The following is a 24639-nucleotide window of genomic DNA, read 5'->3' on the forward strand; positions in this document are numbered from 1 at the left end:
CTTTGTAAGTTAAGGCATTTATTTATTTCGATTAAAGTATTCAATCAATTTTTCTTTGGTCCATGTATTCATGACCATATCTTTCCGAACCCAGCCTTTTCTTGCTACACCGACACCGTATTTCATATGATCAAGCATCGGATAACTATGGGCATCAGTATTAATGGCTATTGTAACGCCAGCTTCCTGTACCTTCCTTATCCAATCAGATGATAAATCTAATCGATTGGGATTTGCGTTAATTTCCAGTGCAGTATTTGTTTCTTTTGCTTTTTCAATCAGTTTCTCCACATTGACTTTATAGCCGGGACGTCTTCCAATCAGTCTTCCTGTAGGATGCGCAATAAGAGACACATATGGATTTTCCAACGCATTGTTTAATCGCTTCATAATTTTCTCTTCTGATTGACTGAAGCTTGAGTGAATTGCACCAATAACATAGTCCATTTCACTTAAGAATGCATCCGAGAAATCTAGCGTACCATCAGGAAGTATATCCATTTCCACACCAGCAAATATATGAAAGTCGTCCATTTTATCATTCAATTTCGCAATTTCCTCGCGTTGTTTCCGTAATCTTGTTTCATCCAACCCATTGGCAACTCGTAGATATTTGGAATGATCTGTTACGGCCATATAGGAATAGCCCTTTTCCCGAACCCGTTTCACCATCTCATCCAGTGACTGTGCACCATCACTCCATGTCGTATGCATATGAAGATCGCCCTTGATATCCTTAAGCTCAATGAAAAGTTTCTCTTCTGTAAAAGCTTCGATTTCACCAGTGTTTTCTCTGACTTCAGGCGGAATAAACGTCAGGCCAAAGTGTCCGAAGAATTCCTTCTCATCCTGGAATGTCAAGACTTCGTTTGTTTCTTCCATCTCAACACCATATTCACTGATTTTCTCACCACGGGATTTAGCCAACTGTCTTAATGCAACGTTATGTTCCTTAGAGCCTGTAAAATGATGTAAGGTCGTTGCATACTCATCCATAGACACGATTCTGAAATCAACGTTAATATCGTAAACTTCCTCCAATGTGACAGATACCTTTGTTTCCCCTTTGGCGATAACATCTTTAATATCAGGGATAGCAAGCAGGTCATCTCTTACCGAAGCTGGACTTGCTGTTGCGATGATAAAATCAAGATCTTTAATTGTTTCCCGCATACGTCTTAAACTACCAGCACGGGAAAATGATTCTATTTCATCCATCTCCGATAGGTAGCCTTCTATTTTTTCAGCAACCGGAAGCATAATGGCAATGGGAAGACGTTCCGGACGTTTTCCTGCTTCATCAAGTGCAGCAATTATTTTTTCAGCTGTTTTCTTACCAAATCCTGCAAGGCCTTCCACCTTCCCACTAAGACAAGCCTCCTTCAGTGTACCTGCATCAACGACCTGGAGTTCCTGGTACAACTTGGACAGTTTTTTTCCACCAAGTCCTGGCAGGTTCAGCAAAGGAATTAACCCTGGTGGCACTTCCTCTGCTAATTCTTTTAAAGTTTCTGACTCACCTTTTTCAATATATTCAACAATAACAGTACTTGTACCTTTACCAATTCCCTTTATTTTTGTAAAATCATCAATTTCTGTAAGCGACCTATCATCCGTTTCAAGTGCTTGTGCAGCTTTCCTGTATGCGGAGATTTTAAAGGGGTTTTCTCCCTTTAGCTCCAAATAAATTGCTATTTTTTCAAGTAATTTAATAACATCTTTTTTATTAACGGTCATCTTGTTTACCTCGCTTTATCTTTTCGGTGTCTATTAAAAAACTGATTCATGTTGGATAAATACTATTGTATATGACATACAAGGTATCCCCCTACTACGATGAATCAGTCCTTAAAAATTATATCCTACTTGCTGTATCTCCTGTATAGGAGAACCATAAATCGAGAATTTTCTCTGAAAAATACGGCGTTTGCTCAATAATATACAGGGCAATCGATGAATTGTTAATTGCCGTTTGAATACCATCCATTGGTGTCAATGCAAGAATATATAGCAGGATAAACAGAATTAAATACAATTCCAGGAATCCTAACACAGCACCAAGTAATTTATTTATCGAACTTATGATTGGAATGGAAGCAACAAAATCAAGCATGGAAGCAATCATTTGCAATACAAGCTTTACAGCAAAAAAGATAATCGCAAATGCTATCGCATTATAAAATGCAGTTTCCAGTGGCATCGATTTAAGAAAATCGGCCCATGCACTTTCATTTGACAATTCAGGATATGGAATCCATAGTGCAAACCTCGCACCTAATTCATCATAATACATAGCTGCAACAATGAACGCGATAATGAATCCACCTAAATGTAGGATTTGTAAAATTAAACCCCTTTTTAATCCCATTAAAAATCCAAAAATCAGTAGTACTATTATAATTACATCCAACATATATTACTTATCCTCTTTCTTTTTAAACGATCCTAGAAGTGTTGCATAATCTTCCTTTAATTTCTGGTAATCATTCATTGTATTTACAGCGGTCAATACCGCCAGGCTCGTAGTATCCAATTGTTTACTCATACTTTGGATTTCTTTCATTTTCTGATCTACAAGACTTGCTACAAGCCTTACATGACTTCCTGATTCTTTTCCGACGATTGTATATGTTCTATTATGTATTTCCACTGTTACACGTTGTTTTTTATCTTGGCTCAATTTTGCTACCTCCTACCGATTCGAAAACTTGGGATTCACCAAGTCTTTGGAGTATGCCTACGTTTTACTTATGCAGATAGGGAAATATAAAACATACCTATCTATGTCAAAAATTCCTCATTTAATATTAACATGAAGTTCTCGCAAAAAGAAGTATTTCATTATGTTTATCATTTTGCTATAGTGGCTATAGGAATGAATGAAGAGATATAGATGGGACTACAGGTACATGTACTACCTTTAACTACAATTGAAAAATGAAAAAACATTATCAACAAGCACTAACACAAATAAAGTCTAGAGCTTTATACCTTGCCAAAACACCTGAAGTATCAATTACTTCCTACAAATCAAGAAAGGTTCTTCTGCAAAGTAGTTTACCGGAATCAGAGTCTGGTAAATGGACCATTGGAGTAACAGTCGCTTCAGTCGTTAGGGAAAAAAATAGTACACATTTTGCGAATACAAAAAAGGCGACGAAATATTTGTAAAACTAGGAATGAGGATATATGAATAAATACATACTGCAAAATGATTGGGCCGAAAAATTAGATAAAGAGTTTAACAAAACCTATTATTTAGAATTACGTGAGTTTCTTAAGAAGGAATATGCTGAAAAAACGGTATATCCGGAGATGGATCATATTTTCAACGCACTCCACTACACTCCTTTTCAAAATGTAAAAGCAGTTATTCTGGGACAGGACCCGTATCACGGCCCAAATCAGGCCCACGGTCTTAGCTTTTCAGTCAAACCTGAAGTGAAACTGCCACCATCATTACGGAACATCTTTAAAGAGCTTAAAAATGATTTAGGTTACCAGATTCCTGATCATGGCTACCTTATCAACTGGGCCAGCCAAGGAGTCCTTATGCTGAATACCGTTTTGACCGTAAGAGCTGGTGAAGCGCATTCGCACGCAAACAAGGGTTGGGGAAATTTCACAGACCAAATAATTAAGACGCTAAACGAGAAATTTGAACCTATAGTTTATATCCTTTGGGGAAGTGCAGCACAAAAAAAGATTTCGCTCATTGATACAACGAAGCACTTAATTATCAAATCACCACATCCTAGTCCATTATCAGCATATAGAGGATTTTTTGGAAGCAAGCCTTTTTCACTTACAAATAAATTTCTTAAGCAATCTGGGCTTGAGGAAATTGACTGGGAATTGCCTGATAAAAATGAATACGTATCATCAAATATGCTCTGAATATGGAAAAGGGTTCTGTGTTGATGTGCATAATATTAAATAGCACGCGAAAAGGCATATGATTGATGTATGCCCTTCTTTTGTATCTAGATAATTTTGATAGGAATAGCGCTAGATCAGTACTGCGATATCTGTAAACTTCAGCATCCGGCCCTCCCTCTTACATCAATAAAGGCCCTCCCAACACTTGGGAGAGCCTTTATCATATTAGGATCTTACATACGAGTTAAATTTCTCATTAACCGAAGCAACAATTTTTTGATAGGATTCTTCTACTTCATCATCTTTTAATGTTTTCTCTGGATGCTGATAAAGCAAGCTATAGGCAATTGATTTCTTGCCTTCTTCAAGGTTGGCTCCTTGGTACACATCAAAGATATCGACACGATTAACTAATGGTGCTCCAATTTCTTCAATTAGCTCTTTTACATCCCCTGCATTTACGTCTTCATCCAGGATGAATGCAATATCTCTTGCCACTGAAGGGTATTTCGGTATTAGCGTATAAGAAGGAATAGAGTCGTATGCTGCAAAAACAATTTCCAAGTTTACATCAAATACGAAAGTTTCTTTTAAATCTAATTCTTTTGCGAGGATTGGGTGCAATTGACCGATGAATCCGATTGTCTGCCCACTCATTTCTAGAACCGCGCAACGCCCTGGGTGCATATCGGCTATTTTTGCTTGACGGAATGATACTGTAAGCTTCAAATAGTCAAACAGTCCTTCTACAATCCCTTTTACAATGTAGAAATCAACATCTTTCTTTTCTTGCTGCCAAGGCTGCTCCAACCATTTCCCTGTAAGTGCACCAGATAGACGTAGCTTTTCATCTGGTTGTTTCGTAACAGTTGGTTCATCTGAAACAAAAATGCTTCCAACCTCGTAGTATCCAAGATTTGTTTGGTTTCTTGCGCTGTTGTATGAAAGCACTTGTAAAATCTCCGGTAAAATGCTTAAACGTAGATATTTATGTTCCTCACTCATTGGTAAAGAAAGTGCAACTGGCGTACTTTTATGCTCACTGATTTCTGGACTGATAAGTCTTTTTATATCCACCTCATCTGTAAGCGAATAGGTCATTGCCTCCATAAGACCTGTTCCTTCAATGTAGTTTTTCACTTTACGTTTCAGTGACTGTCTTATCGTTAGTGCACCTGCAAGTCCTGCACCTTGTGGCAATGTGAATGGCAAATTATCATAACCATAAATTCTTGCAACTTCTTCTAGCATATCTTCAAAAATAGTAATATCGCCGCGACGGGTCGGTACTTGAACAGAGAATAGAGAACCACCCTGATTAAAATCAAACTTAAGTCTTTTCAAAATCGAAGCTACGTCTTCAGCTGTCATCTCTGTTCCGAGTCGTTTATTAATTTGTTCCAGATTAACTTCGACTACATTTTCCGTACGATCAAGCTCATCGAATTCAGCCGCCCCTGCTGCCACTTTTCCTCCAGCAAATTGCTGCATGAGAAGACATGCACGGGTACCAGCCTTTTTCACACGATTTGGATCGATTCCTTTTTCAAAACGTGTACTAGATTCACTACGAAGACCTGTTTGCTTTACAGTCCCACGTACCGATTTTGAATTAAAGTAAGCAGCTTCAAGCAGTACATTCTTTGTTTCGGCTGTTACTTCCGTATTGGCTCCTCCCATAACACCTGCAAGTGCTACAGGCTCTTTACCATTCGTAATAACAAGGTTTTTCTCGGACAACGTTCTTTCCTGATCGTCCAGTGTAACCATCGTCTCACCATTCGCTGCACGTCTAACAAGAACTTTTTCAGATTCGAATTTATCATAATCAAACGCATGTAGTGGTTGTCCGTACTCAAGCAGCACATAGTTGGTGATGTCCACCACATTATTAATTGGACGGATTCCAGCAGCCATTAAATAATTTCTCATCCATAATGGCGATGCCTTAATTTCAACATCTCTAATAATGAAAGCACCATAATATGGATTAAGGTCTGCCGCTTCCACCTCAACAGATATGTAATTTTCTGCTGCATTATCTTTTGTTATTGTGACTGCTTCATCAGGAAGATTTACTTGTTGATCCAGGATTGCTCCAACCTCATATGCAACACCTAACATGGATAACGCATCTGCACGGTTAGGTAAAATATCCAATTCCAGAACCGCATCATTTAAGTTGAGCAATTCATCAACATTTTCTCCCACTGTAACGTCTTCTGGAAATACGAAAATACCGTCTGCGATATCTGTTGGAATATATTTCTCTTCAATACCCAATTCTTTTAATGAGCAAATCATTCCATTCGATTCAATCCCACGAAGCTTTACTTTTTTAATCTTAAAATTCCCCGGAAGAACTGCGCCAGGTTTTGCTACAGCGACTTTTTGGCCTTCTGCAATATTCGGTGCACCACAGATTATTTGCAACTGCTGATCCCCTACGTCCACTTGACAAAGATTAAGCTTGTCTGCATTTGGATGCTGTTCACAGCTCATCACATAGCCTACGACAACATCTGTACTTTTTTCTGCAACATATTCCACACCTTCAATTTCAATGCCAGACTTTGTAATTTTCTCTGCCAGTTCTTCAGGTGTCAAATTTCCTAAATCAACGTAATTTTTTAACCAATTATATGATACTAACAATTGTTATGCCTCCTTTAAAATATATGTGATTCTATCCGTACGCGTTCAAAGTGACCGAGAATTTTTCAATGCATCTTTTTCCTCAACATTTTTAAGCTATTATGCCTTATGGTACTGTTTCAGGAACCTAATATCATTCGTATAAAATTGACGAATATCGTTCACTCCGTATTTCAACATTGCAATTCGTTCTGGTCCCATGCCAAACGCAAACCCGCTATAAACTTCAGGATCATAGCCACCCATTTCAAGTACTTTTGGATGGACCATGCCTCCACCAAGGATTTCAATCCAGCCAGTACCCTTACATACATTACATCCTGCTCCATTACACACCTTACAGGAAATGTCCATTTCAACGGATGGTTCGGTAAACGGGAAGAAGCTTGGACGTAAACGAATTTCACGTTCTTCACCAAACATCTTCTTGGCGAACGTATCCAAAGTACCTTTCAAATCACTCATACGAACATTTTTATCCACATATAAGCCTTCGATTTGGGTGAATTGATGGGAATGTGTGGCATCGTCTGTATCACGGCGATACACTTTACCTGGACAAATCATTTTCACTGGCTTTTCACCTTTATACTCCCGCATCGTACGCGCTTGTACTGGAGATGTATGGGTACGCAGTAATAGTTCATTTGTAATATAGAAAGTATCCTGCATATCACGGGCCGGATGGTCCTTTGGCAGGTTCAATGCTTCAAAATTAAAGAAATCTGTCTCCACTTCCGGACCTTCTCTGACTTCATAGCCCATTCCAATGAATAAATCTTCTAGTTCCTCAACAATGCTTGTCAATAGATGGGGTCCACCAACTTTAACTGGGCGTCCAGGCAATGTTACGTCAATCGCTTCAGCCTCTAATTGTTGCTCTAACCTAGCCATCTCCAGTTTTTCACTTTTTCCATCGAATGCTGTTGTAATGACCTCTCTAACCTTGTTGGCAATTTCACCAACAACAGGGCGTTCTTCCTTGGAAAGTTTCCCCATTCCACGTAAAACACCTGTCAAAGATCCTTTTTTGCCAAGATATGCGACTTTAATATCCTGAAGCTCTTTCATATCCTCTGTTTGGGAGATTCTTTCCAATGCCTCAGCCTGTATAGCCTCCAATTGTTCTTTCATTATGTATTGCCTCCTTTAAATATGTTTGAAAACTAAGATAGATAAGAAAGTTCTAATCTTTCCTATCTGTGAAAATAAAAATAGCCTTCATCCCTGAAAAGGGACGAGGCTATTATTTCGCGGTACCACCCTTGTTGACAGTCCATATATATAAATGCATACGTATCCTGTCCAACTCAAATCTGATAACGGATTTCTTATCCGGAACACCTTTACTTATAAACCGAGTAGCGGTTGCTCTCGCTTCTGTTAGTAAGGTCCAAGTGTCAGCTCCAGAGTGAAATGTATGTATCCGATACGATAGAAATGCTTTCAGTCTAGGCATTCCTTCCCTGAATCGTTCTCCTGAACCCATACTGGCTCCTTCTTCGCTTACATATAATATATATAGTATAGATAAAAAAATTACTGGATGCAACTTTAACTTTTCAAATGATACATTAGAATCCCCGCTGCAATACTGACATTTAATGATTCCGCCTTTCCATAAATCGGAATCGTGACAATTTGATCAGCCAATTCTAGTAAATCCGGATCAACGCCTGCCCCTTCATTCCCCATGATAATTGCCACTTTCCCATCTGTTAGCACTTCATTATAGTTGGATGCTTGCATTAGGGCTGTTGCCCAAATGGAGAAACCTTTTTCTTTTAATAACATAAGTTCTTGGTGCAAATTGGCATGGTAAATCGGTATATGAAAAATGGATCCTTGTGTTGCCCGGATGACTTTATCATTATACAGATCCACCGTTCCCTCTCCCAGTATGATTCCATCCATGCCTGCAGCATCTGCCGTTCGAATCATCGTACCAAGATTGCCTGGATCTTGAATGGAATCAATAATGAGAATATGACTGCCACCATGACGATCTTTTGGTTCTGCCATCTTTATAACAGCCAGAACACCTTGTGGTGCTTTAGTCTGTGAGATATGTGACAAAACATTTTCACTCACTATTTCAATTGGATATTTATCTGTCCATTCCGGAAGTGCAACATCCTCCTGTATAATAATCTCGAGAATTTCCCAATCACTATTGGATGCTTCCTCTAATAAGTGGAACCCTTCTACCATAAATGTACTAGTATTCATTCTTTCTTTTCGTTTATGCAGTTTTTTCCAATTTTTAACTTTTTCATTTTTTACAGAAGTAATCATTATTTCCATCCTTCACATTTTTTCTATCTGTATCATACATATTTTTACTGTCCTTGGTCAAACTATCTTTAGTTAATTATGAGAAGGAGTGTCGTAAATGAATTTAAATCTAAGAAAAGCTATTTATTCAAACATCTCTACCAATGATCAAGAACAATTGGAAGCAACGATTGTCGATGCTATTCAAAACGGCGAAGAAAAAATGTTACCTGGTCTTGGTGTACTGTTCGAATTAATTTGGAATCAATCTAATGAACAAGAGAAACAAGAAATGGTCGATGCCTTGGAACAAGGAGTCAAACAGCTTTAATTCAAATCCACACACAAGATAGTTGCCTTGGCAGCTATCTTTTTCTATTTGAAAGACTATTTTCACGTGTTGTTTCTTTATAAGCTTTGCAGTTAATATAAACTCCGAATTAGGATAAGCAACTTCGGTGAACCCTCTGGAAAATACACTCAAAATTTTGTGTGACGAGTAACCTCGGTCCATATTTTCCAGAAAAAGCCATCTGAAAAGATTTAAATAATTGTCGCTATTCTTTCAACACTTATTGACTAGTCAGATTATAAATGATATAAGAAATTGAACGTCTTTTATTATAATCTCCATTGCATTATAATAAACATGTTAAGACTAAGGAAATGAAAGGGGTACATTTGTGGGAGAATCAACGAATGAAAATCAGAAAAAAGGGGTTTCAAAAGGAATTATTGCGCTTATCATAGGCGTACTTGTGTTGGCTGGGGGGACTGCAGCGGCATTCATGATGATGAAGTCTTCACCAAAGGCATCGTATTTCCTTGCAGAAAAAAATTCGATGGATTACATGGTGGAACAAATTGAAAATCGTTATCAACCAGAACTTGATTGGTATGAAAAAACACAAACAGGAAAATCTGCTTCTACTGTTGAACTGACTGCGGAATACAATGACCCAGCAGCAACAACTGGCGGTTATGGCATGGATCCGGCCATGTTCATCAATAACTCAAGCATTATACTTGATGCACAAACAGATATGGAAAACAGACAAATTTATACCGGTCTAAAAGCAAATATCGGTGGGATTGAAGTTAATGACATACAACTTTATTTAACCGAAGAAAAATTAATGCTTGGTTTACCATTCCTGGAAGAAACTATCCAAATGAATAATGAAGATCTTGGACCACTTCTACATGAAGCAGATCCTGAAATGTTTACAGGCGAAGAAACGCTTGGGCTAGAAACAATTTTCGAGAGTGCAGAAGGTGCTTTAGCTGAAGAAGATATCGAATATTTGAACGAAGAATATCTGAAGTTCATCTATGATGAGTTACCAGAGGATGCATTTACAGGGAGTGAAGAAACTGTAGATGTAAACGGTGAATCTATTAATACAGAAAAAATTGAGCTTAAACTTACCGAGGAACAATTAAAAGATCTAATCACGACTGTATTGGATAAGATGGAGAACGATGATAGATTAAAAGAAATCATTCAAGAACAAATGACTGCTCAGCAATTTGGCAGCAGTGTATATATGGATGAAGAAATCGAAACAATGATGGCAGATTTTGATACTGCATTAGCAGAGGCTAGAAAAGGCATGGCCGACATCCAAATGCCCGATGGATTAACATCTACCATCTGGATTCATGATGAAAAAGTCGTACAACGTGATTTCATCATTGAAATGGGTCCAAATGCAGAGGAATTGGTTACATTATCTGTTAATGGGTCACAGTTACTTACAGAAACCAATCAATTTTTCAATTATGATTTAGGTTTTGTGGACGCTCATAGTGATGGTTCAATGAATATCTCAGGAGATTTAAACTGGGAAGATAATCAGGCAACCGATTCTATTAGTCTATCAGTGGAAGATATTGTATTATCTTATAACGGATCGGAAACACTTGAGGATGGTACACGTCAATTTGACCGTACGTTTGCCCTCGAAGAGCCATCCAGTGGTGGTGGAAGTCTATTATGGACCGGTCAAGCAACATATGAAAGTGACCAAATGAATTCCGAAAATAACCTCTCTGTGGAAACACCAGACTTTGGTCAGGATATGTTTTCATCAACGATTGTTTCGGATGGTAAAATAGTAGATTCTATTGAGACACTAAGCGAAGAAAATGTGAAAGAAATTGGTGGCATGACTGCTGCTGAAATTCAGGAATACGTTGAAATGGATGTAACTCCGAAATTCCAGCAATGGCTATTCGGTCTTATGTCAAGCGGTGGAATGTGATTTTAAATTCATAAAAGCGTGCTAGATTAGCAACTATGTTATAGAAATGAGTGTGCATCCATGCATTTCATGAGATATCTTTTACTATTTATAAAAAATCATTTAATGCAACTAAGGAGGAAGTGGCTATCACTTCCTCTTCTTTTAATTTTCCCAATAATTATTGTAGGTCTTACAGCAGTAATTATTATTACCTACTTCTCCCCTAGCGGTGATGACGAACCAGTTAAAATTGGATTGGTCGACCTCGATGGTTCCACTGAAACACAATTGGTTTGTCAGCTGATTCAAGAATCATCACAGCTTGGGTCTTACTTAGCAATACATAGCATGTCAGAAAGTGAAGCATTAAAAGCAATCGACAAGGATAGAATAGCTTCATACATCGTATTTCCGGTTAACTTCACAAGTGACCTATATCAAGGTAACACTACGGAACTACCAATCATCGGCAACCCGAATCAACCGACAGTGAGTTATATGATTAATGAGTTGATGGAAAGTGTCGCTCGTCATATTCGCTCCTCACAGGCAAATATTTTAAGTCTTAATTATTATGCCAAGAATCTTGGAATGGAAGACGCGGCCCGGAATGATTTTGTTTTCCAGCAGTTTCAAGAATTTTTGTTTTATACGATCGGCCGTGATCGTATTTTGAGTGAAAAAGAAATATCTAATCAGGCTACATCCTCCCCTATACAATATTTCATTATTGGAGGATGGTTTATCGTAATTACAATTTGGAGCTTTTCTATTTTTCATTTTCTGACAAAAGAGAATTCCAGTCGGATGCGAAATAGAATGCGGTTGTATGGTGTTACAGAACTGCAGCAGTCCTTAGCGAAAATAATTGTTACACTTGCAGTTTCTTTCCTTTTTTCCGGTGTTTCCTTTTACTTTCTAAGCACTATTTTTGAAACAGAAGTCATCATGCAAGACTATATAAGAATTGGAATTGTTACTACTTTATTCAGCAGCTTCCTCCTTCTTTCTCTTGCAATCATCGAAGCAATAATTTCATCTCAGAAACTAAGATTATTGGCACAGTCCCTATTCACAATTGCTTCCATGATTCTAAGTGGTGCTATTATTCCGGTCATCTATTATCCTTTATCGATTCAAGCTTTTTTGCCATATATTTTCTCTTATGAGGCACTTAGGTGGCTACAGGAAATTTTATTGAATGATCGCTTTTATGCTGATTATATTCCATTACTGTTAATGAATGGCACAGGGATATTTGTACTGTTTGGCATCTCTCTTTGGAAGGAGCGTGTGAAGCAATGAAACCTATTATCCAAACACGTTTAATCCATTGGAAGAAACAATGGCCGTCTCTAATCTTCTGGTTGGTCCTGCCACTCATCGCAACTTTATTCATTATCAACATGACAAGTATCGTCCAGGAAGATAGTAAGATCCCGATTGGCATTGTTATGGAAGAAAATACTCCAATGGCAAACAATCTTCTCAAGTCGATTAAAGCTTCTCCATTAATTAGAGTTTACGATCTAAGTGAATCTGAAGCAAAACAATTGATAGAAAGCCATGAGTTGGATAGTGCTTTTGTTATTGAATCGGGGTATCAGCAACAAATTAAAGACGGGAACCGTAACCGACTTATTACAGGGTATCAATCAGACTTATCTTTTGCATATACACCAGTCAGCGAAATGATAATTTCTTATGTACAACAGGATACAGGAAAAGCTAAAGCAGCACATACTATAATGAACGTAGCGGAAAATATCGATCCGGATACACGCTATTCTTTTGATGAAATTATCAATAAAATACAAGAAGTTCAATCACAAGAAAACCTGATTCGGACAAATTTTTCATTTAGTAATATGGTGGAAAACGATCATAAAGAAGAATTAACCGTTTGGAATATATGGGGACTGTGGGCCATTTTCAGTATTCTTTCCACTTTACTTTTGTCTGATTGGATAATTAAAGAAAAATATTCAGGGATACTACCTCGATTTGCTTTTATCCGTTTTTCTTTTAAAAGCTATCTTATACAAAATGTATTCCTTTATTCTAGTATCCTATTCATATTCGATTCTTTAGCGGCACTCGGATTTCACTATTTTCTTAACGAACCGGTAAGCTTAAAATTAGTTGGTGCAATTATTGCCTTTCGAATCACATGCAGTGCAGGTGCATTCTTATTGGCTCTGTTATTCAAACATATTTATTTATTTTACAATGTTTCATTTACGCTTGTACTATGGATAACAATTACAAGTGGAGCTATCTTTCCAATTGAAAGACTTACCGATCGTTTCCCATGGCTCACTTATTTAAATCCCCTTCATCCGTTTTTAAATCAGGAATTTTGGGGTCTATGGATGATTATCTTTATAGTGATTATCGGAATTTGGTTTGCAAAAGGAGAGAAGTTAAATGCTTAATGTACAATCAATAACCAAGTCATATGGAAAAAAACAAATATTAGATGGTATTTCCTTCTCCATTCAAGAAGGTGAAATTGTTGGTCTCGTCGGTGAGAACGGTGCAGGCAAGTCTACTTTACTGCAAATTCTTGCAACACTTGCAAAACCAACGAAAGGTAAAATATTTCTAAATGACCAAGCCTACGATGAACATAAAAAGAATATCCGCAAACAAATTGGATTTGTACCGCAGGATATTGCCATTTGGGAAGAGTTTACAGTGGAAGAGAATATGGCCTTTTTTGAAAAACTATCTTGGGTAAATAAAAGCAAACAGCAATTAAAACAACTTTGCATCGATATGTCACTCGATAAATGGAAAGAACCTGTGCACACATTGTCAGGTGGAATGAAACGTAAACTGAACTTGGCAATCAGCCTGATTCACGATCCTAAAATTATACTTCTTGATGAACCAACTGTCGGAATCGATCTAAAGTCAAAAAAGGAAATTGCCAATCACTTAAAGACGCTGGCAACGGAGCAAAATAAAATCATTATTTATATATCCCATGACATGGATGAAATAATCAGCCTCTGCAATCGAATCCTATGTATTGGTGATGATCCTTTTTATCAAAACATACTGGAATCATCAGGTAAGCATATTGTCACATTTTAGAAATTTAGTATTGCTTAACCGCGAAATTAGTCGTAAAATTACTTGTATCATGGAAGGAGAATTGTCAGATGGAAATACGCGATTTACAGCAAATGATACACTATCAAGCAATGTCTATCATGACAGGTAACTCCGATACTAATGGCTTTTCAAGTGCAACACAAAAAATGGATTTGTCATTTCAGCAACTCTTACTAGAAAAAATAAATGAAGCACAAAGACTATCAAATATAAATACAACAACAAAAGCGAATCTACCACCAGCCATCAATACTTATGGAAATATGCCCTCTTTCTCTACTATAGATACAATTTCCAACAAGAGTATTCCAAATACAAATTATAATTCGCTCATATCTGAAGCGGCACAAAAGCATGGTGTGGATGAGAATTTGATTCATGCAGTGATTAAACAGGAATCCAATTATAATCGGGCGGCAAGAAGTTCTGCTGGTGCACAGGGATTGATGCAATTAATGCCTGCAACGGCTGCAGGTTTAGGTGTGACCAATTCATATGATGCACGTCAAAATATCGATGGCGGCACGAAATATTTGAGTCAGATGCTAGATCGTTATAATGGAAATACAAAACTTGCTCTGGCAGCATACAATGCTGGACCTGGCAATGTGAATAAGTATCAAGGTATCCCTCCATTTGAAGAAACGAGAAATTACGTATCTAAAGTGATGAACAATTATCTTGCTTAACAAAAAGGAAACTCTGCAAAATTAAGAGTTTCCTTTTTTATTTAGGCTCTTTTCGTAAACTTAACTGTTTTTAAACTTTGCAGTTTCTATAAACTACGAAGTAACTGCTGGTTGATTTTTATAAATTGTGCTTTTCCTACCGTCCGGGGTCGCTGCGGGCGGTTGCTTTCCGCGGTCACGGCCTCCGCTCACCCGGACTGGTAAAGCTAAAGATAGTTTATATAACGCGAGTGTAGTAATTGTCAGCAATATTCTAACCAGCTCTGGGAAATACACGTAGATTTCTGCGGGAGCAAAGGCATCGGTGAGTCAACGCAGCGCTTTAGCGCAAGTTGGCTCACCAGCCCCCGCGAACCGTAAGTGTATTTCCAAGAGCGGTCGCCGAAGTTACTTTCTTAGTTCGTATCTCAACTGTTATACTTAAAAAGCAACCATATTATGAAAAAAAAGACCAGCAATCGTTGCTGGTCTAATCATACTTATGCTAATATGAGTTCCTTTACTGTGTCAGCATCCATTTTCTTAATTACTTCCACGATGAGTTTCACTGCATTTTCGAAATCATCACGATGGAGAATTCCTGCATGTGAATGGATATAACGTGTGGCAATAGTAATCGATAATGATGGTACACCATTACCAGCCAAATGGATTGATCCTGAATCTGTTCCACCGCCTGCAATGGATGCAAACTGATATGGAATTTTATTTTCATCTGCTGTTTTCACAACAAAATCACGTAATCCTTTATGAGAAACCATTGATGCATCATACAAAATAATCTGTGGTCCTTTTCCAAGTTTACTATCTGCATCTTGGTCAGAAATTCCAGGTGTGTCCCCCGCAATTCCTACATCAACCGCAAATCCGATGTCAGGCTGAATGGCATTTGCGGAAGTTTTTGCACCACGTAAGCCTACTTCTTCCTGAATCGTGCCAACACCATAAACAGTATTTGGATGATTTTCACCTTTTAATTGCTTAAGTACCTCAATAGCGATTGCAAGGCCAATTCGATTATCCCATGCTTTTGCAAGTAATAACTTTTCATTTTTCAATGGCGTAAATTCAAAATATGGTACAACTGAATCACCTGGTTTTACACCGAACTCTTCTACCTCTTTTTTACTAGAAGCACCAATATCGATAAACATATCTTTTATTTCATAAGGCTTCTTGCGGGCTTCAGCTGAAAGGACATGTGGTGGTTTGGATCCAATTACACCAGTTACATCTCCCTTGCTCCCCATAATCGTTACACGCTGTGCCAGCATTACTTGGTTCCACCAGCCGCCAACAGTCTGGAAATAGATAAAGCCTTTCTTATCAATACGGGTAACCATGAAGCCGATTTCATCCAGGTGACCGGCAACCATAATTTTTGGACCGCCTTTCTTCCCAGTCTTTTTAGCAATGGAACTACCAAGGTTATCCATTTTTATTTCATCGGCGTATGGTGTAATATATTTCTCAAAAACTTCTCTTACTTCTTTTTCATTTCCCGGTATACCTTTTGCATCTGTCAAATCTTTCAGCATTGTTAATGTTTCGTCTAACTTATGCATATGTAATAACCTCCCAATTTTGATACTCTATTAATAGTATAGTCCTTTTATGAGAAACAACAAAATCTTAAAGCACTATTCTGCCTTTTATAATTTATCCCGGTTTTCTTTATATATGCATCTGTAGAATGTTTACTCACCCGATGAACCGAATCCACCTCTATCCCTAATGGCGCTTGATAGAACTTCCGTTTGTACAAGCTTAACTTGTAATACGGGAGCAATAACCATTTGAGCAATCCGCATCTGTTTTTCTATTTGAAAGTCTTCTATTCCATGGTTAATTAAAATTATCTTAATTTCACCTCTGTATCCTTCATCAATCGTTCCAGGGCTATTTAAAACTGTTATGGAGTGTTTTAAGGCTAAACCACTTCTAGGCCTGATCTGTGCCTCCGTCCCTTTTGGCAGTTCCATTTTTATTCCCGTTCTTATTAACGCAGACCCGCCAGCCTTTATTACTTTTTCCTCAACAGAAAATAGATCTAAACCTGCATCACCTTCATTTGCTCGATATGGTAATTTTGCATCTTCATCTATTAATTTAATCTTTAATTCCCATTCCATATATAAATCCCTCATTTCTAAAAAGCGTATTTTTCATCTACCTTTAATTTATTTCTACTTTATAATTGTATCATGAAGTTATTTTTTTAAAAAAGTGAAACCTATTTACTTTCTATTCCGTATGAATATGAAATAGGTTTAGAGAAATTGGGCGAATGTCAAGCTCACACTTATATAAAGGGAGACGAAGGATATGGTAGTTATTTTATTTCGTATACTTATACTAATTGCATTGGTTCTCCTCGTCTATACATGGATCCAGTATTTAAGAAATCCAGAGAGACGACTGCAAATTGCCAAAGAATCAAATGAATTTTTCATTATCAATGATACGAGTAATAGCAAAAAGAATTTACGATTTGTTTATAAAGGTTGCTTTTTTGAAGGCGAAAAGTACCTCGGGACAACAGAGGAGTCATTTGAAGTAGTAGATATCCATATCACAGTTCACTCCCCACTTGAACTGCGAGGAATTACTAGAGATGACCTCTATTTCCTGGAAAACGAAATACTTCTACAATATCCATACGCTAAGATCACCTGGAAACATCCTATAAACGAACTAATCCTAACAGACATGGAGTAAAACAAAAGCGAAAGCGGCCGTTTAGGAGCGTAAGAGGTGGAGGAAACCGTCGGAGATAAAGGAAACACTACGAACAAAATGAGTAGATGTTGACTTATCGCACAGAGGATTTCCGAAGCTCTTCAGCTCCTGGCTGCTGGAGCTGGATGAAAACAAAAGCGAAAGCGGCCGTTTAGGAGCGTAAGAGATGGAGGAAACCGTCGGAGCTAAAGGAAACACTACGAACAAAGTGAGTAGATGTTGACTTATCGCACAGAGGATTTCCGAAGCTCTTCAGCTCCTGGCCGCTGGAGCTGGATGAAAACAAAAGCGAAAGCGGCCGTTTAGGAGCGTAAGAGGTGGAGGAAAATGCCGGAGATAAACTTTATAATGAAATAATACACTCATCTATACTTTTATAGATGAGTGTTTTTGAGCTTCCTGTATCGGAAAGAAATCCTGCCATTTAATAATAATTTCTTTTCTTCTTAAAATATAAATACATGGTAGTAACGCGCTTAAAAAGACGAAGATATATAAAGGAGTTAGATTGGAAATCCACCCTCCAATGGATGTATAAATAATTGCCAAAGGAATATTAGATAATAAGGATGATTTCGTGTACTCTTTAAAACTTGAGGAACCCTCAATTAAACAAAGTGACAAAAGATGAAAATGTATAAATGGAATAAGTCTAAGCAATGTAACTTGTGAAGTTGTTAATTCCGCGTGTTTTCCCAACAATTTTTGTTTTACATGGATGAGACGTTGAAGTGATTTTGGCATCCAACCAATCATCGTATAAAATAATAAACTTGACAAGGTGATACCGATAAACGAATAAAGCGTGCCTGCCACCGGCCCAAAAAGAATACCTCCTGAAATACAGATGAATACGACGGGCAAGAATAATATTGGTCTCATCAGATGAAAAAAGATGAATAACAGTGGTGAAAATAACCCTCCCATCTCGATAAAAGTCAATAAGTAGTTTCCGAAAAACTCCATAATCCACCCCCTTTCTTTTACATAAAGTAAAAGGAGATTCAGTGGCAGGACTATAATTCATATATATGACAGGAGACGAGCCTTTATGACATAAAGAATAATATATAAATACATGAGACAATGTTGACTACAATTAGAATTGGCATACCGATTACAAATGAACGATGTTTCGTCTTATGTCGAAACGTCTTCATGCCAAGATAATTTCCTATGGAACTGCCGAGGATTGCGAGCATCCAAAATGTCCGTTCAGGGATTCTGTATTTTTGTTTGATTGCTTTTTGCTTATCGATATACATTAAGATAAACCCTGCTATATTAACACCAATTAAGTACATCATAATTGAATTTAAATTTTCCATGTTTTCTCTCTCCCTATATAAGTATGTTCAAAAAGAAGGATAAAAAGGACTAAGTAGTTCGAGACGCGTAGTTTTGAAAAATTGCAATATCCTTACACGCAGGAACAGAGAAACAAGTCAACTAGAAACATCGATGTGTCATTTTTATCGTTTTTTGAACAACCACTATGTATAAAATAAAGAAAAAGACCCAATCCGCTACAGTGGGATTCGGTCCTTTTCCATTATCCATCCAGCTTTAACTTACTAAACTGGCATACCTGAAATTATTTCAAAGATTCTTTAGCTTGACTAACTAATTGAGCAAATGCTTGTTCGTCATTAATTGCAAGTTCTGATAACATTTTACGGTTGATTTCGATACCTGCAAGTTTAAGTCCGTGCATTAATTTGCTGTAAGTAATATCATTCAAACGTGCAGCAGCATTGATACGTGCGATCCATAATTTACGGAAATCACGTTTTTTCTGTCTGCGGTCACGATATGCATACTGACCTGATTTCATTACTTGTTGTTTTGCTACTTTAAATAACGTACTTTTTGAACCATAATAACCTTTTGCTAATTTAAGGACGCGTTTACGTCTGTTTCGTGTTACTGTTCCACCTTTTACACGTGGCATAATAATTCCCTCCTAGTACAATTCCATACAATTGTATATCCCGAATTTATCGTTAAATTTTTGTTTATCTTGGAAGCATAGCTTTGATGCGTTTGTAATCTCCAGAAGATACTACAGCACCTTTACGTAGTTTACGTTTTTGTTTTTGTGATTTATTTGCAAATAAATGGCTTGTATATGCATGAGATCTTTTTAATTTTCCAGATCCAGTTCTTTTAAAACGTTTAGCTGAACCTCTATGAGTTTTCATTTTAGGCATAATAATTTCCTCCTGTACTGATTGATCTTTAGTAATTTATTGCTTTTCATTAACTGGAGCGACCATCATAAACATGTTACGGCCCTCCATTTTTGGTTTTGTTTCAATTGTTGCGATATCTTTTACTTCTTCAGCAAAGCGATCTAACACTTCACGTCCAAGTTCTTTATGCGTGATTGCACGTCCACGGAAACGAACCGCTGCTTTCACTTTATCGCCTTTTTCGAGGAATTTACGAGCATTTTTCAATTTCGTTTCGAAATCATGATCGCCAATACCAGGTGTGAAACGAACTTCTTTGATATTAATAATCTTTTGTTTTTTACGAGCATCTTTTTCTTTCTTTTGCTGTTCAAATCGGAATTTACCGAAGTCCATGATGCGACACACTGGTGGTTTTGCGTTGGGAGCAACCATCACTAAATCCTCATTACGTTTTGTAGCAATTTCCAATGCTTCCTGACGTGTTTTTACACCAAGCTGATCACCATTTGAATCGATAAGTCGTACTTCTCTCGCACGAATTTTCTCATTGACATTCATATCCTTGCTAATAGCCAGCCACCTCCAAATATTTTTTGTTACTGATCTATCATTTGACAAGCAATTTTTGTGAATTAAAAAAGTGTCGGCACAATATTGCACCCACACATCTCCAATAATAATTAAAAAAGTTGGAACCAGTTAACTACCCTAAGGCGTCAATCAGGTGAGAAGCGGGTGCTTCTACTTGTCTTTAGATCATTTAATTTTTTACTTTTTAAGTATATCATTTAGATCCAAACTTGTCAATTCACTTTTTTTCTTAATGAAGATACTTGATTAATAGTACCATAATAATTAAAAAATGAAAAGCCAACAATAATAGAAACTCTTCTCGTAAACTTTGGGTCTGTGGTTACACGCCTTTAAAAAAGGTTGCTTCTTCCACCTTCGCAATTTCTATAAAGTGCGAAGTAACTACTGCTATAAGTAAGTGCTTTTCCCGCCGTCTGGGATTGCTCCGGGTGGATACGCACCTTAGGGCACTCAGCCCCGAAGAGAAAACCACTCTTCTGGTCTTCGGACACGTGCATTTCCCGCAGAAGTCACCGTCTACAGCGATGCCGGACTGGTGAAGTGTACGCATGCTATTTCATTTATTAGCAAGTAGTACAAGTACTTGTCAGTTACCATCAAACCAGCTCAGGGAAATATACGACGACTCCTGCGAGAAAAGAGGCATAGGTGAGACCCTGAAATGCGTCAGCATGAAGGGGCTCACCTATGCCTTAGAATTCGCGAAGCATATTTCCCTGAGCGTCGCCGAGATTTCTTATTTACTTCGCAATTTATCCCGACTACGAGGCAGATAAACTACAACTATGCGAATTCAGTCAAAAAAACAGCAGCGTTCGAATGTTAATTCTCTTTCGAACGCTGCTGCAGTATTAATTCCTTAGTTTCTTTTCAGCAATTTCTGCTTTAATCAATGTCTCAAAATCAGCAAAAGAGACTGTTTCTGATTTCTGCTCGCCATAGCGACGGAAGTTGACTGCACTTTCTTCGATTTCCTTGTCGCCAAGAACCAGTGCAAAAGGTATCTTCTGTGTTTGTGCTTCACGAATTTTATAACCAATTTTCTCATCGCGTTCATCCAGTTCAACTCGGATACCTTGCATGCGAAGATCTGCTTCTACTTTTTTGGCATAATCAAGATGTGCCCGTGGCGAAACTGGGATGACTTTCACTTGTACCGGTGCAAGCCAAGTTGGGAATGCTCCTTTATATTCTTCAATTAGGAATGCAACAAAACGTTCCATTGTGGAAACTACGCCACGGTGAATTACAACTGGGCGATGTTCTTTTCCGTCTTCACCAATATAAGTCAAATCAAATTGTTCTGGTAGATGGAAATCAAGTTGAACAGTTGACAATGTTTCATCCTTACCAAGTGCTGTTTTCACCTGTATATCCAATTTAGGACCATAGAATGCTGCTTCACCAATTGCTTCCACATATTCCAGATTCATATCATCCATCGTTTCTTTCAATGTAGCTTGTGCTTTCTCCCACATTTCATCATTATCAATGTATTTCTCTTTGTCCTCTGGATCACGGTATGAAAGGCGGAAATAATAATCATCAATACCAAAGTCTTTATATACTTGTTGAACTAATTCAACTACTCGTATAAATTCATCTTTCAACTGGTCCGGACGAGCAAAGATATGTGCATCATTCAATGTCATGCCTCTTACTCGCTGTAACCCCGCAAGCGCCCCACTCATTTCATGACGATGCATTGTACCAAGTTCAGCAATACGGACAGGCAATTGTCGGTAACTCCATAAGCTATTCTTATATACCATCATATGATGTGGACAGTTCATTGGACGAAGTACTAGTGTTTCATTATCCATTTCCATTGGCGGGAATATGTCGTCTTGGTAGTGATCCCAATGTCCACTTGTTTCATATAACTCTTTGCTCCCGAGTACTGGAGTATATACATGGTCATAGCCTAATCGTTCCTCAAGATCCACGATATAACGTTCGATGTTACGACGGATCGTTGCACCTTTTGGCAGCCATAACGGCAATCCCTGTCCTACTTTTTGGGAGACAGTGAATAGATCGAGTTCCTTCCCTAGTTTACGGTGGTCGCGCTCCTTACGTTCTTCAAGTATATGCAAGTACTCATCCACTTGTCCCTGTTTTTCAAAAGCTGTACCATAAATCCGCTGCAGCTGTTTATTATTGCTATCGCCACGCCAATATGCACCAGAGATACTCAATAGTTTAAATGCTTTAATTTTACTTGTAGATGGAACGTGAATGCCGCGACAAAGGTCAAAGAATTCACCTTGCTCATAGAATGTCACCTGCTCATCCTCTGGAATTGCATCAATTAGTTCCAGCTTTAGATTGTCACCAATTTCCTGGAATCTTTCTTTTGCTTCATTCCGTGAGACTTCTACACGCTTAATTTCTAGGTTTTCATCTACAATACGTTTCATTTCCTTCTCAATCTTCGGCAAGTCTTCAGGTGTCAATGATTCTTCCATATCGATATCATAATAGAAGCCTTCTTCTATTACTGGCCCCACACCAAATTGAACATTTTTATAAAGACGTTTGATTGCCTGTGCAAGTAAATGGGCAGTCGAATGACGCACTACTTCTATTCCTTCTTTATTTTTATACGTAATGATTTCCATCTTGCCGCCATCATTTAGTTTGCGTTTCAAGTCAACAAGCTCACCATCTAATTTAATAGCCAATGCCTGTTTTCTCAACCCTGGAGAAATCGATGCTGCAATCTCTTCTCCTGTTGTACCGACCGGAAAACTTTTCTCGGCTCCATCGGGGAAAATAATCTTAATCTCTTGTCCCATTTCAATCTCTCCTTTTTTATTTGAAAACTAAGACACACGCCAAGCCTTTAGGCGTATGCCTTAGCCCGCACTTATGCAGTAAGAAAGTGTTATACTTTCTTAACTGCGAACAAATTAAAAACGCCCGTTCCTCTGCATTTACTGCAAAGGGACGAGCGTTGGAAATTTCGTGGTTCCACCCTAATTCCCGTAAAAAAATCTTACGGCTTCATTAATCTTTAACGCAGACGGTACGCTGTCAATTACTGCTATTTCACTGACAGAGTTCAAAGGTGGTAATTATTTGTTTACACACAGGAAGCTTCCAGCCGCTGACTTCCTTCTCTTGACTATGTTTTCTCAAATAATCATGTCCTTATCGTAACTTTTAATTTTAAATTCGAACGATTGACGTTTTTAATAAGTATTTAATGAGTATTATAGACGCTCTCAAAAAGAAAATCAAGTTCTTTTATTCATGATTCAAATAATAAGGAAATGGAAAATTACTGATTGATTCAAATTCTACTTTTTCCTGAAAAACATTGATGACTGTCATCGTTTTTGGCTCTGAAGGGTCATCACCATAAATTATCAGCTTTTCAGGGGCCATCGCTATAAGCGGGGCAAGATTAAACTCGTTATCATGCAGACCGACGATATATAATGGCTCTTTTTTCATCATTACCCGTAAATCAATGTTAGTTAACCGCTTACCATTTTCTTTAAAAAATGCAAATGTATTGCCTTGCAAAATATGGATTACTGGTACGCCCGGCTCTTTGTTTATAATATATGCCCGGAGCATATCAATAAATGCCTGATGATCTTCTTCTCTCCTGAAATCATCAATCGCCAATCCGACATAAGATATCAGCTGCTCTTTAAACGGTTTTAAACGGAAATTTACAATGGAATCAAAGTGGAATTCAAAACTTTCTTTTAAAGTAGCAATAAATAGGGACTTCAGAAATACATGTTGATTTTTATTATTTCTTAGTCGTTTACTTTCTTCATCCTCCCCAGTAATGATCCAATGTGTTAAGTCATGTATCCGTTCAATTTCTTCATGCTCGGTATAGTAATAATAATCTTTAATAATACGTTTGATCATCACACCTAACCGATGTGTCATAAAGACTTCCGCCATCGTACCAGCAATTATGTCTTCCAATTCATTCTTCGGCAACCCATCCGGGAATTTCAGATGGTTGCCCCGTTTCTCATCTGTTTTCCAATTCAGCTCAATTTGCTGATGCTCACGAAATAAACGCTCACAAAAACTGATTACCTCTTTATTCGATTCAAAATATACCTCCACCAATAATTATCACCCTCATCCACGACCAAACTGATACATTATATGGACAAACTTTGTAAAAAATGATTAATCTTCTTAATCTAGCAATTTTTTTTCGGTGATAGTTTTGCATGGGGTAATTTATTGGTCGTATAAAGTCTAAAATAATGG

Annotated in this window: 25 protein-coding genes and 2 other annotated features; of the genes, 9 read left to right on the plus strand and 16 right to left on the minus strand. The window is 37.7% G+C overall.

From position 1 onward, the window contains the following. Positions 1-18: 18 nt before the first annotated feature. From polX to zapA, 3 genes are all read right to left on the minus strand, one after another. The gene (gene polX / locus BV906_RS02295; RefSeq protein ID WP_087971849.1) at positions 19-1737 is read right to left on the minus strand and encodes a DNA polymerase/3'-5' exonuclease PolX; all 1719 of its coding nucleotides are present in this window, start codon (positions 1735-1737) and stop codon (positions 19-21) included. A 118-nt stretch (positions 1738-1855) separates the two neighbouring features. Then, on the minus strand, positions 1856-2413 hold the full coding sequence (locus tag BV906_RS02300) for a CvpA family protein (protein ID WP_087971850.1): 558 nt from the start codon (positions 2411-2413) through the stop codon (positions 1856-1858). Between the two features lie 3 nt (positions 2414-2416). Then, positions 2417-2680 carry a cell division protein ZapA gene (zapA, locus tag BV906_RS02305; protein WP_087971851.1) on the minus strand — a complete coding sequence of 88 codons (264 nt, stop codon included), beginning with the start codon at positions 2678-2680 and terminating at the stop codon, positions 2417-2419. A 257-nt stretch (positions 2681-2937) separates the two neighbouring features. Between zapA and BV906_RS02310 the strand changes: the two genes are divergently transcribed. Both BV906_RS02310 and BV906_RS02315 read left to right on the plus strand, forming a co-directional pair. After that, the gene (locus BV906_RS02310; protein ID WP_087971852.1) at positions 2938-3171 is read left to right on the plus strand and encodes a DUF3378 domain-containing protein; all 234 of its coding nucleotides are present in this window, start codon (positions 2938-2940) and stop codon (positions 3169-3171) included. Between the two features lie 18 nt (positions 3172-3189). Next, the gene (locus tag BV906_RS02315; RefSeq protein ID WP_087971853.1) at positions 3190-3897 is read left to right on the plus strand and encodes a uracil-DNA glycosylase; all 708 of its coding nucleotides are present in this window, start codon (positions 3190-3192) and stop codon (positions 3895-3897) included. 207 nt (positions 3898-4104) lie between these two features. On the opposite strand, the gene pheT is transcribed toward BV906_RS02315, so the two are convergent. The 4 genes from pheT to BV906_RS02335 all read right to left on the minus strand — a co-directional run bounded on the left by pheT (position 4105) and on the right by BV906_RS02335 (position 8829). Next, positions 4105-6534, minus strand: coding sequence for a phenylalanine--tRNA ligase subunit beta (gene pheT, locus BV906_RS02320; RefSeq protein WP_087971854.1), 2430 nt, complete (start codon positions 6532-6534; stop codon positions 4105-4107). Positions 6535-6633: 99 nt separating this feature from the next. Continuing rightward, a complete protein-coding gene (gene pheS, locus BV906_RS02325; protein ID WP_087971855.1) occupies positions 6634-7668 on the minus strand; it encodes a phenylalanine--tRNA ligase subunit alpha in 1035 nt (344 codons plus the stop codon). A 112-nt stretch (positions 7669-7780) separates the two neighbouring features. Then, positions 7781-8023, minus strand: a complete 243-nt coding sequence (locus BV906_RS02330; RefSeq protein ID WP_087971856.1) for a hypothetical protein — start codon at positions 8021-8023, stop codon at positions 7781-7783. Positions 8024-8088: 65 nt separating this feature from the next. Continuing rightward, a complete protein-coding gene (locus BV906_RS02335) occupies positions 8089-8829 on the minus strand; it encodes a TrmH family RNA methyltransferase (protein WP_087971857.1) in 741 nt (246 codons plus the stop codon). Between the two features lie 97 nt (positions 8830-8926). On the opposite strand from BV906_RS02335, the gene sspI reads away from it, so the two are divergent. The 6 genes from sspI to BV906_RS02365 all read left to right on the plus strand — a co-directional run bounded on the left by sspI (position 8927) and on the right by BV906_RS02365 (position 14863). Then, positions 8927-9139, plus strand: a complete 213-nt coding sequence (gene sspI, locus BV906_RS02340) for a small acid-soluble spore protein SspI (protein ID WP_087971858.1) — start codon at positions 8927-8929, stop codon at positions 9137-9139. A 352-nt stretch (positions 9140-9491) separates the two neighbouring features. After that, on the plus strand, positions 9492-11072 hold the full coding sequence (locus tag BV906_RS02345; protein ID WP_245843795.1) for a flagellar basal body-associated FliL family protein: 1581 nt from the start codon (positions 9492-9494) through the stop codon (positions 11070-11072). Positions 11073-11141: 69 nt separating this feature from the next. Further along, the gene (locus BV906_RS02350) at positions 11142-12359 is read left to right on the plus strand and encodes an ABC transporter permease (RefSeq protein ID WP_245843796.1); all 1218 of its coding nucleotides are present in this window, start codon (positions 11142-11144) and stop codon (positions 12357-12359) included. Beyond that, entirely contained in the window at positions 12356-13489 is a 1134-nt protein-coding gene (locus BV906_RS02355) for an ABC transporter permease (RefSeq protein ID WP_087971860.1), read from the plus strand. The genes BV906_RS02350 and BV906_RS02355 overlap by 4 nt, the downstream gene beginning before the upstream one ends. Next, positions 13482-14153: an ABC transporter ATP-binding protein gene (locus BV906_RS02360; protein ID WP_087971861.1), complete on the plus strand. Its 672-nt coding sequence runs from the start codon at positions 13482-13484 to the stop codon at positions 14151-14153. Before BV906_RS02355 ends, BV906_RS02360 begins: the two co-directional genes overlap by 8 nt. A gap of 68 nt (positions 14154-14221) precedes the next feature. Beyond that, the gene (locus tag BV906_RS02365; protein ID WP_087971862.1) at positions 14222-14863 is read left to right on the plus strand and encodes a lytic transglycosylase domain-containing protein; all 642 of its coding nucleotides are present in this window, start codon (positions 14222-14224) and stop codon (positions 14861-14863) included. Between the two features lie 479 nt (positions 14864-15342). On the opposite strand, the gene BV906_RS02370 is transcribed toward BV906_RS02365, so the two are convergent. Then, the gene (locus BV906_RS02370; protein WP_087971863.1) at positions 15343-16428 is read right to left on the minus strand and encodes a M42 family metallopeptidase; all 1086 of its coding nucleotides are present in this window, start codon (positions 16426-16428) and stop codon (positions 15343-15345) included. 132 nt (positions 16429-16560) lie between these two features. Further along, positions 16561-16995 carry a dUTP diphosphatase gene (dut, locus tag BV906_RS02375; RefSeq protein ID WP_087971864.1) on the minus strand — a complete coding sequence of 145 codons (435 nt, stop codon included), beginning with the start codon at positions 16993-16995 and terminating at the stop codon, positions 16561-16563. 193 nt (positions 16996-17188) lie between these two features. On the opposite strand from dut, the gene BV906_RS02380 reads away from it, so the two are divergent. Continuing rightward, complete coding sequence (locus tag BV906_RS02380; protein ID WP_087971865.1) at positions 17189-17581, plus strand: sigma-w pathway protein ysdB; 393 nt, start codon at positions 17189-17191, stop codon at positions 17579-17581. Positions 17582-17968: 387 nt separating this feature from the next. Here the strand turns inward: BV906_RS02380 and BV906_RS02385 are convergent, their stop codons facing one another. From BV906_RS02385 to ytxC, 7 genes are all read right to left on the minus strand, one after another. After that, positions 17969-18568, minus strand: a complete 600-nt coding sequence (locus tag BV906_RS02385) for a TVP38/TMEM64 family protein (RefSeq protein WP_087971866.1) — start codon at positions 18566-18568, stop codon at positions 17969-17971. Positions 18569-18651: 83 nt separating this feature from the next. Continuing rightward, entirely contained in the window at positions 18652-18930 is a 279-nt protein-coding gene (locus tag BV906_RS02390) for a DUF1294 domain-containing protein (protein ID WP_087971867.1), read from the minus strand. Between the two features lie 266 nt (positions 18931-19196). Beyond that, positions 19197-19553 carry a 50S ribosomal protein L20 gene (rplT, locus tag BV906_RS02395; protein WP_087971868.1) on the minus strand — a complete coding sequence of 119 codons (357 nt, stop codon included), beginning with the start codon at positions 19551-19553 and terminating at the stop codon, positions 19197-19199. 64 nt (positions 19554-19617) lie between these two features. After that, on the minus strand, positions 19618-19812 hold the full coding sequence (rpmI, locus tag BV906_RS02400) for a 50S ribosomal protein L35 (RefSeq protein ID WP_087971869.1): 195 nt from the start codon (positions 19810-19812) through the stop codon (positions 19618-19620). Between the two features lie 36 nt (positions 19813-19848). Further along, positions 19849-20355: a translation initiation factor IF-3 gene (gene infC / locus BV906_RS02405; protein WP_140321954.1), complete on the minus strand. Its 507-nt coding sequence runs from the start codon at positions 20353-20355 to the stop codon at positions 19849-19851. A gap of 70 nt (positions 20356-20425) precedes the next feature. Beyond that, positions 20426-20550 (minus strand) — a sequence feature (ribosomal protein L20 leader region). Positions 20551-21242: 692 nt separating this feature from the next. Further along, positions 21243-23189 (minus strand): threonine--tRNA ligase, encoded by a 1947-nt coding sequence (gene thrS, locus BV906_RS02410; protein WP_087971870.1) that lies wholly within the window; start codon positions 23187-23189, stop codon positions 21243-21245. A gap of 144 nt (positions 23190-23333) precedes the next feature. Next, positions 23334-23560 (minus strand) — a binding site (T-box leader). A gap of 80 nt (positions 23561-23640) precedes the next feature. Continuing rightward, positions 23641-24489, minus strand: coding sequence for a putative sporulation protein YtxC (gene ytxC, locus BV906_RS02415; RefSeq protein ID WP_245843847.1), 849 nt, complete (start codon positions 24487-24489; stop codon positions 23641-23643). Positions 24490-24639: the final 150 nt, after the last annotated feature.

This window comes from Oceanobacillus rekensis (assembly GCF_002153375.1).
Taxonomy (GTDB): Bacteria; Bacillota; Bacilli; order Bacillales; family Amphibacillaceae; genus Oceanobacillus; species Oceanobacillus rekensis.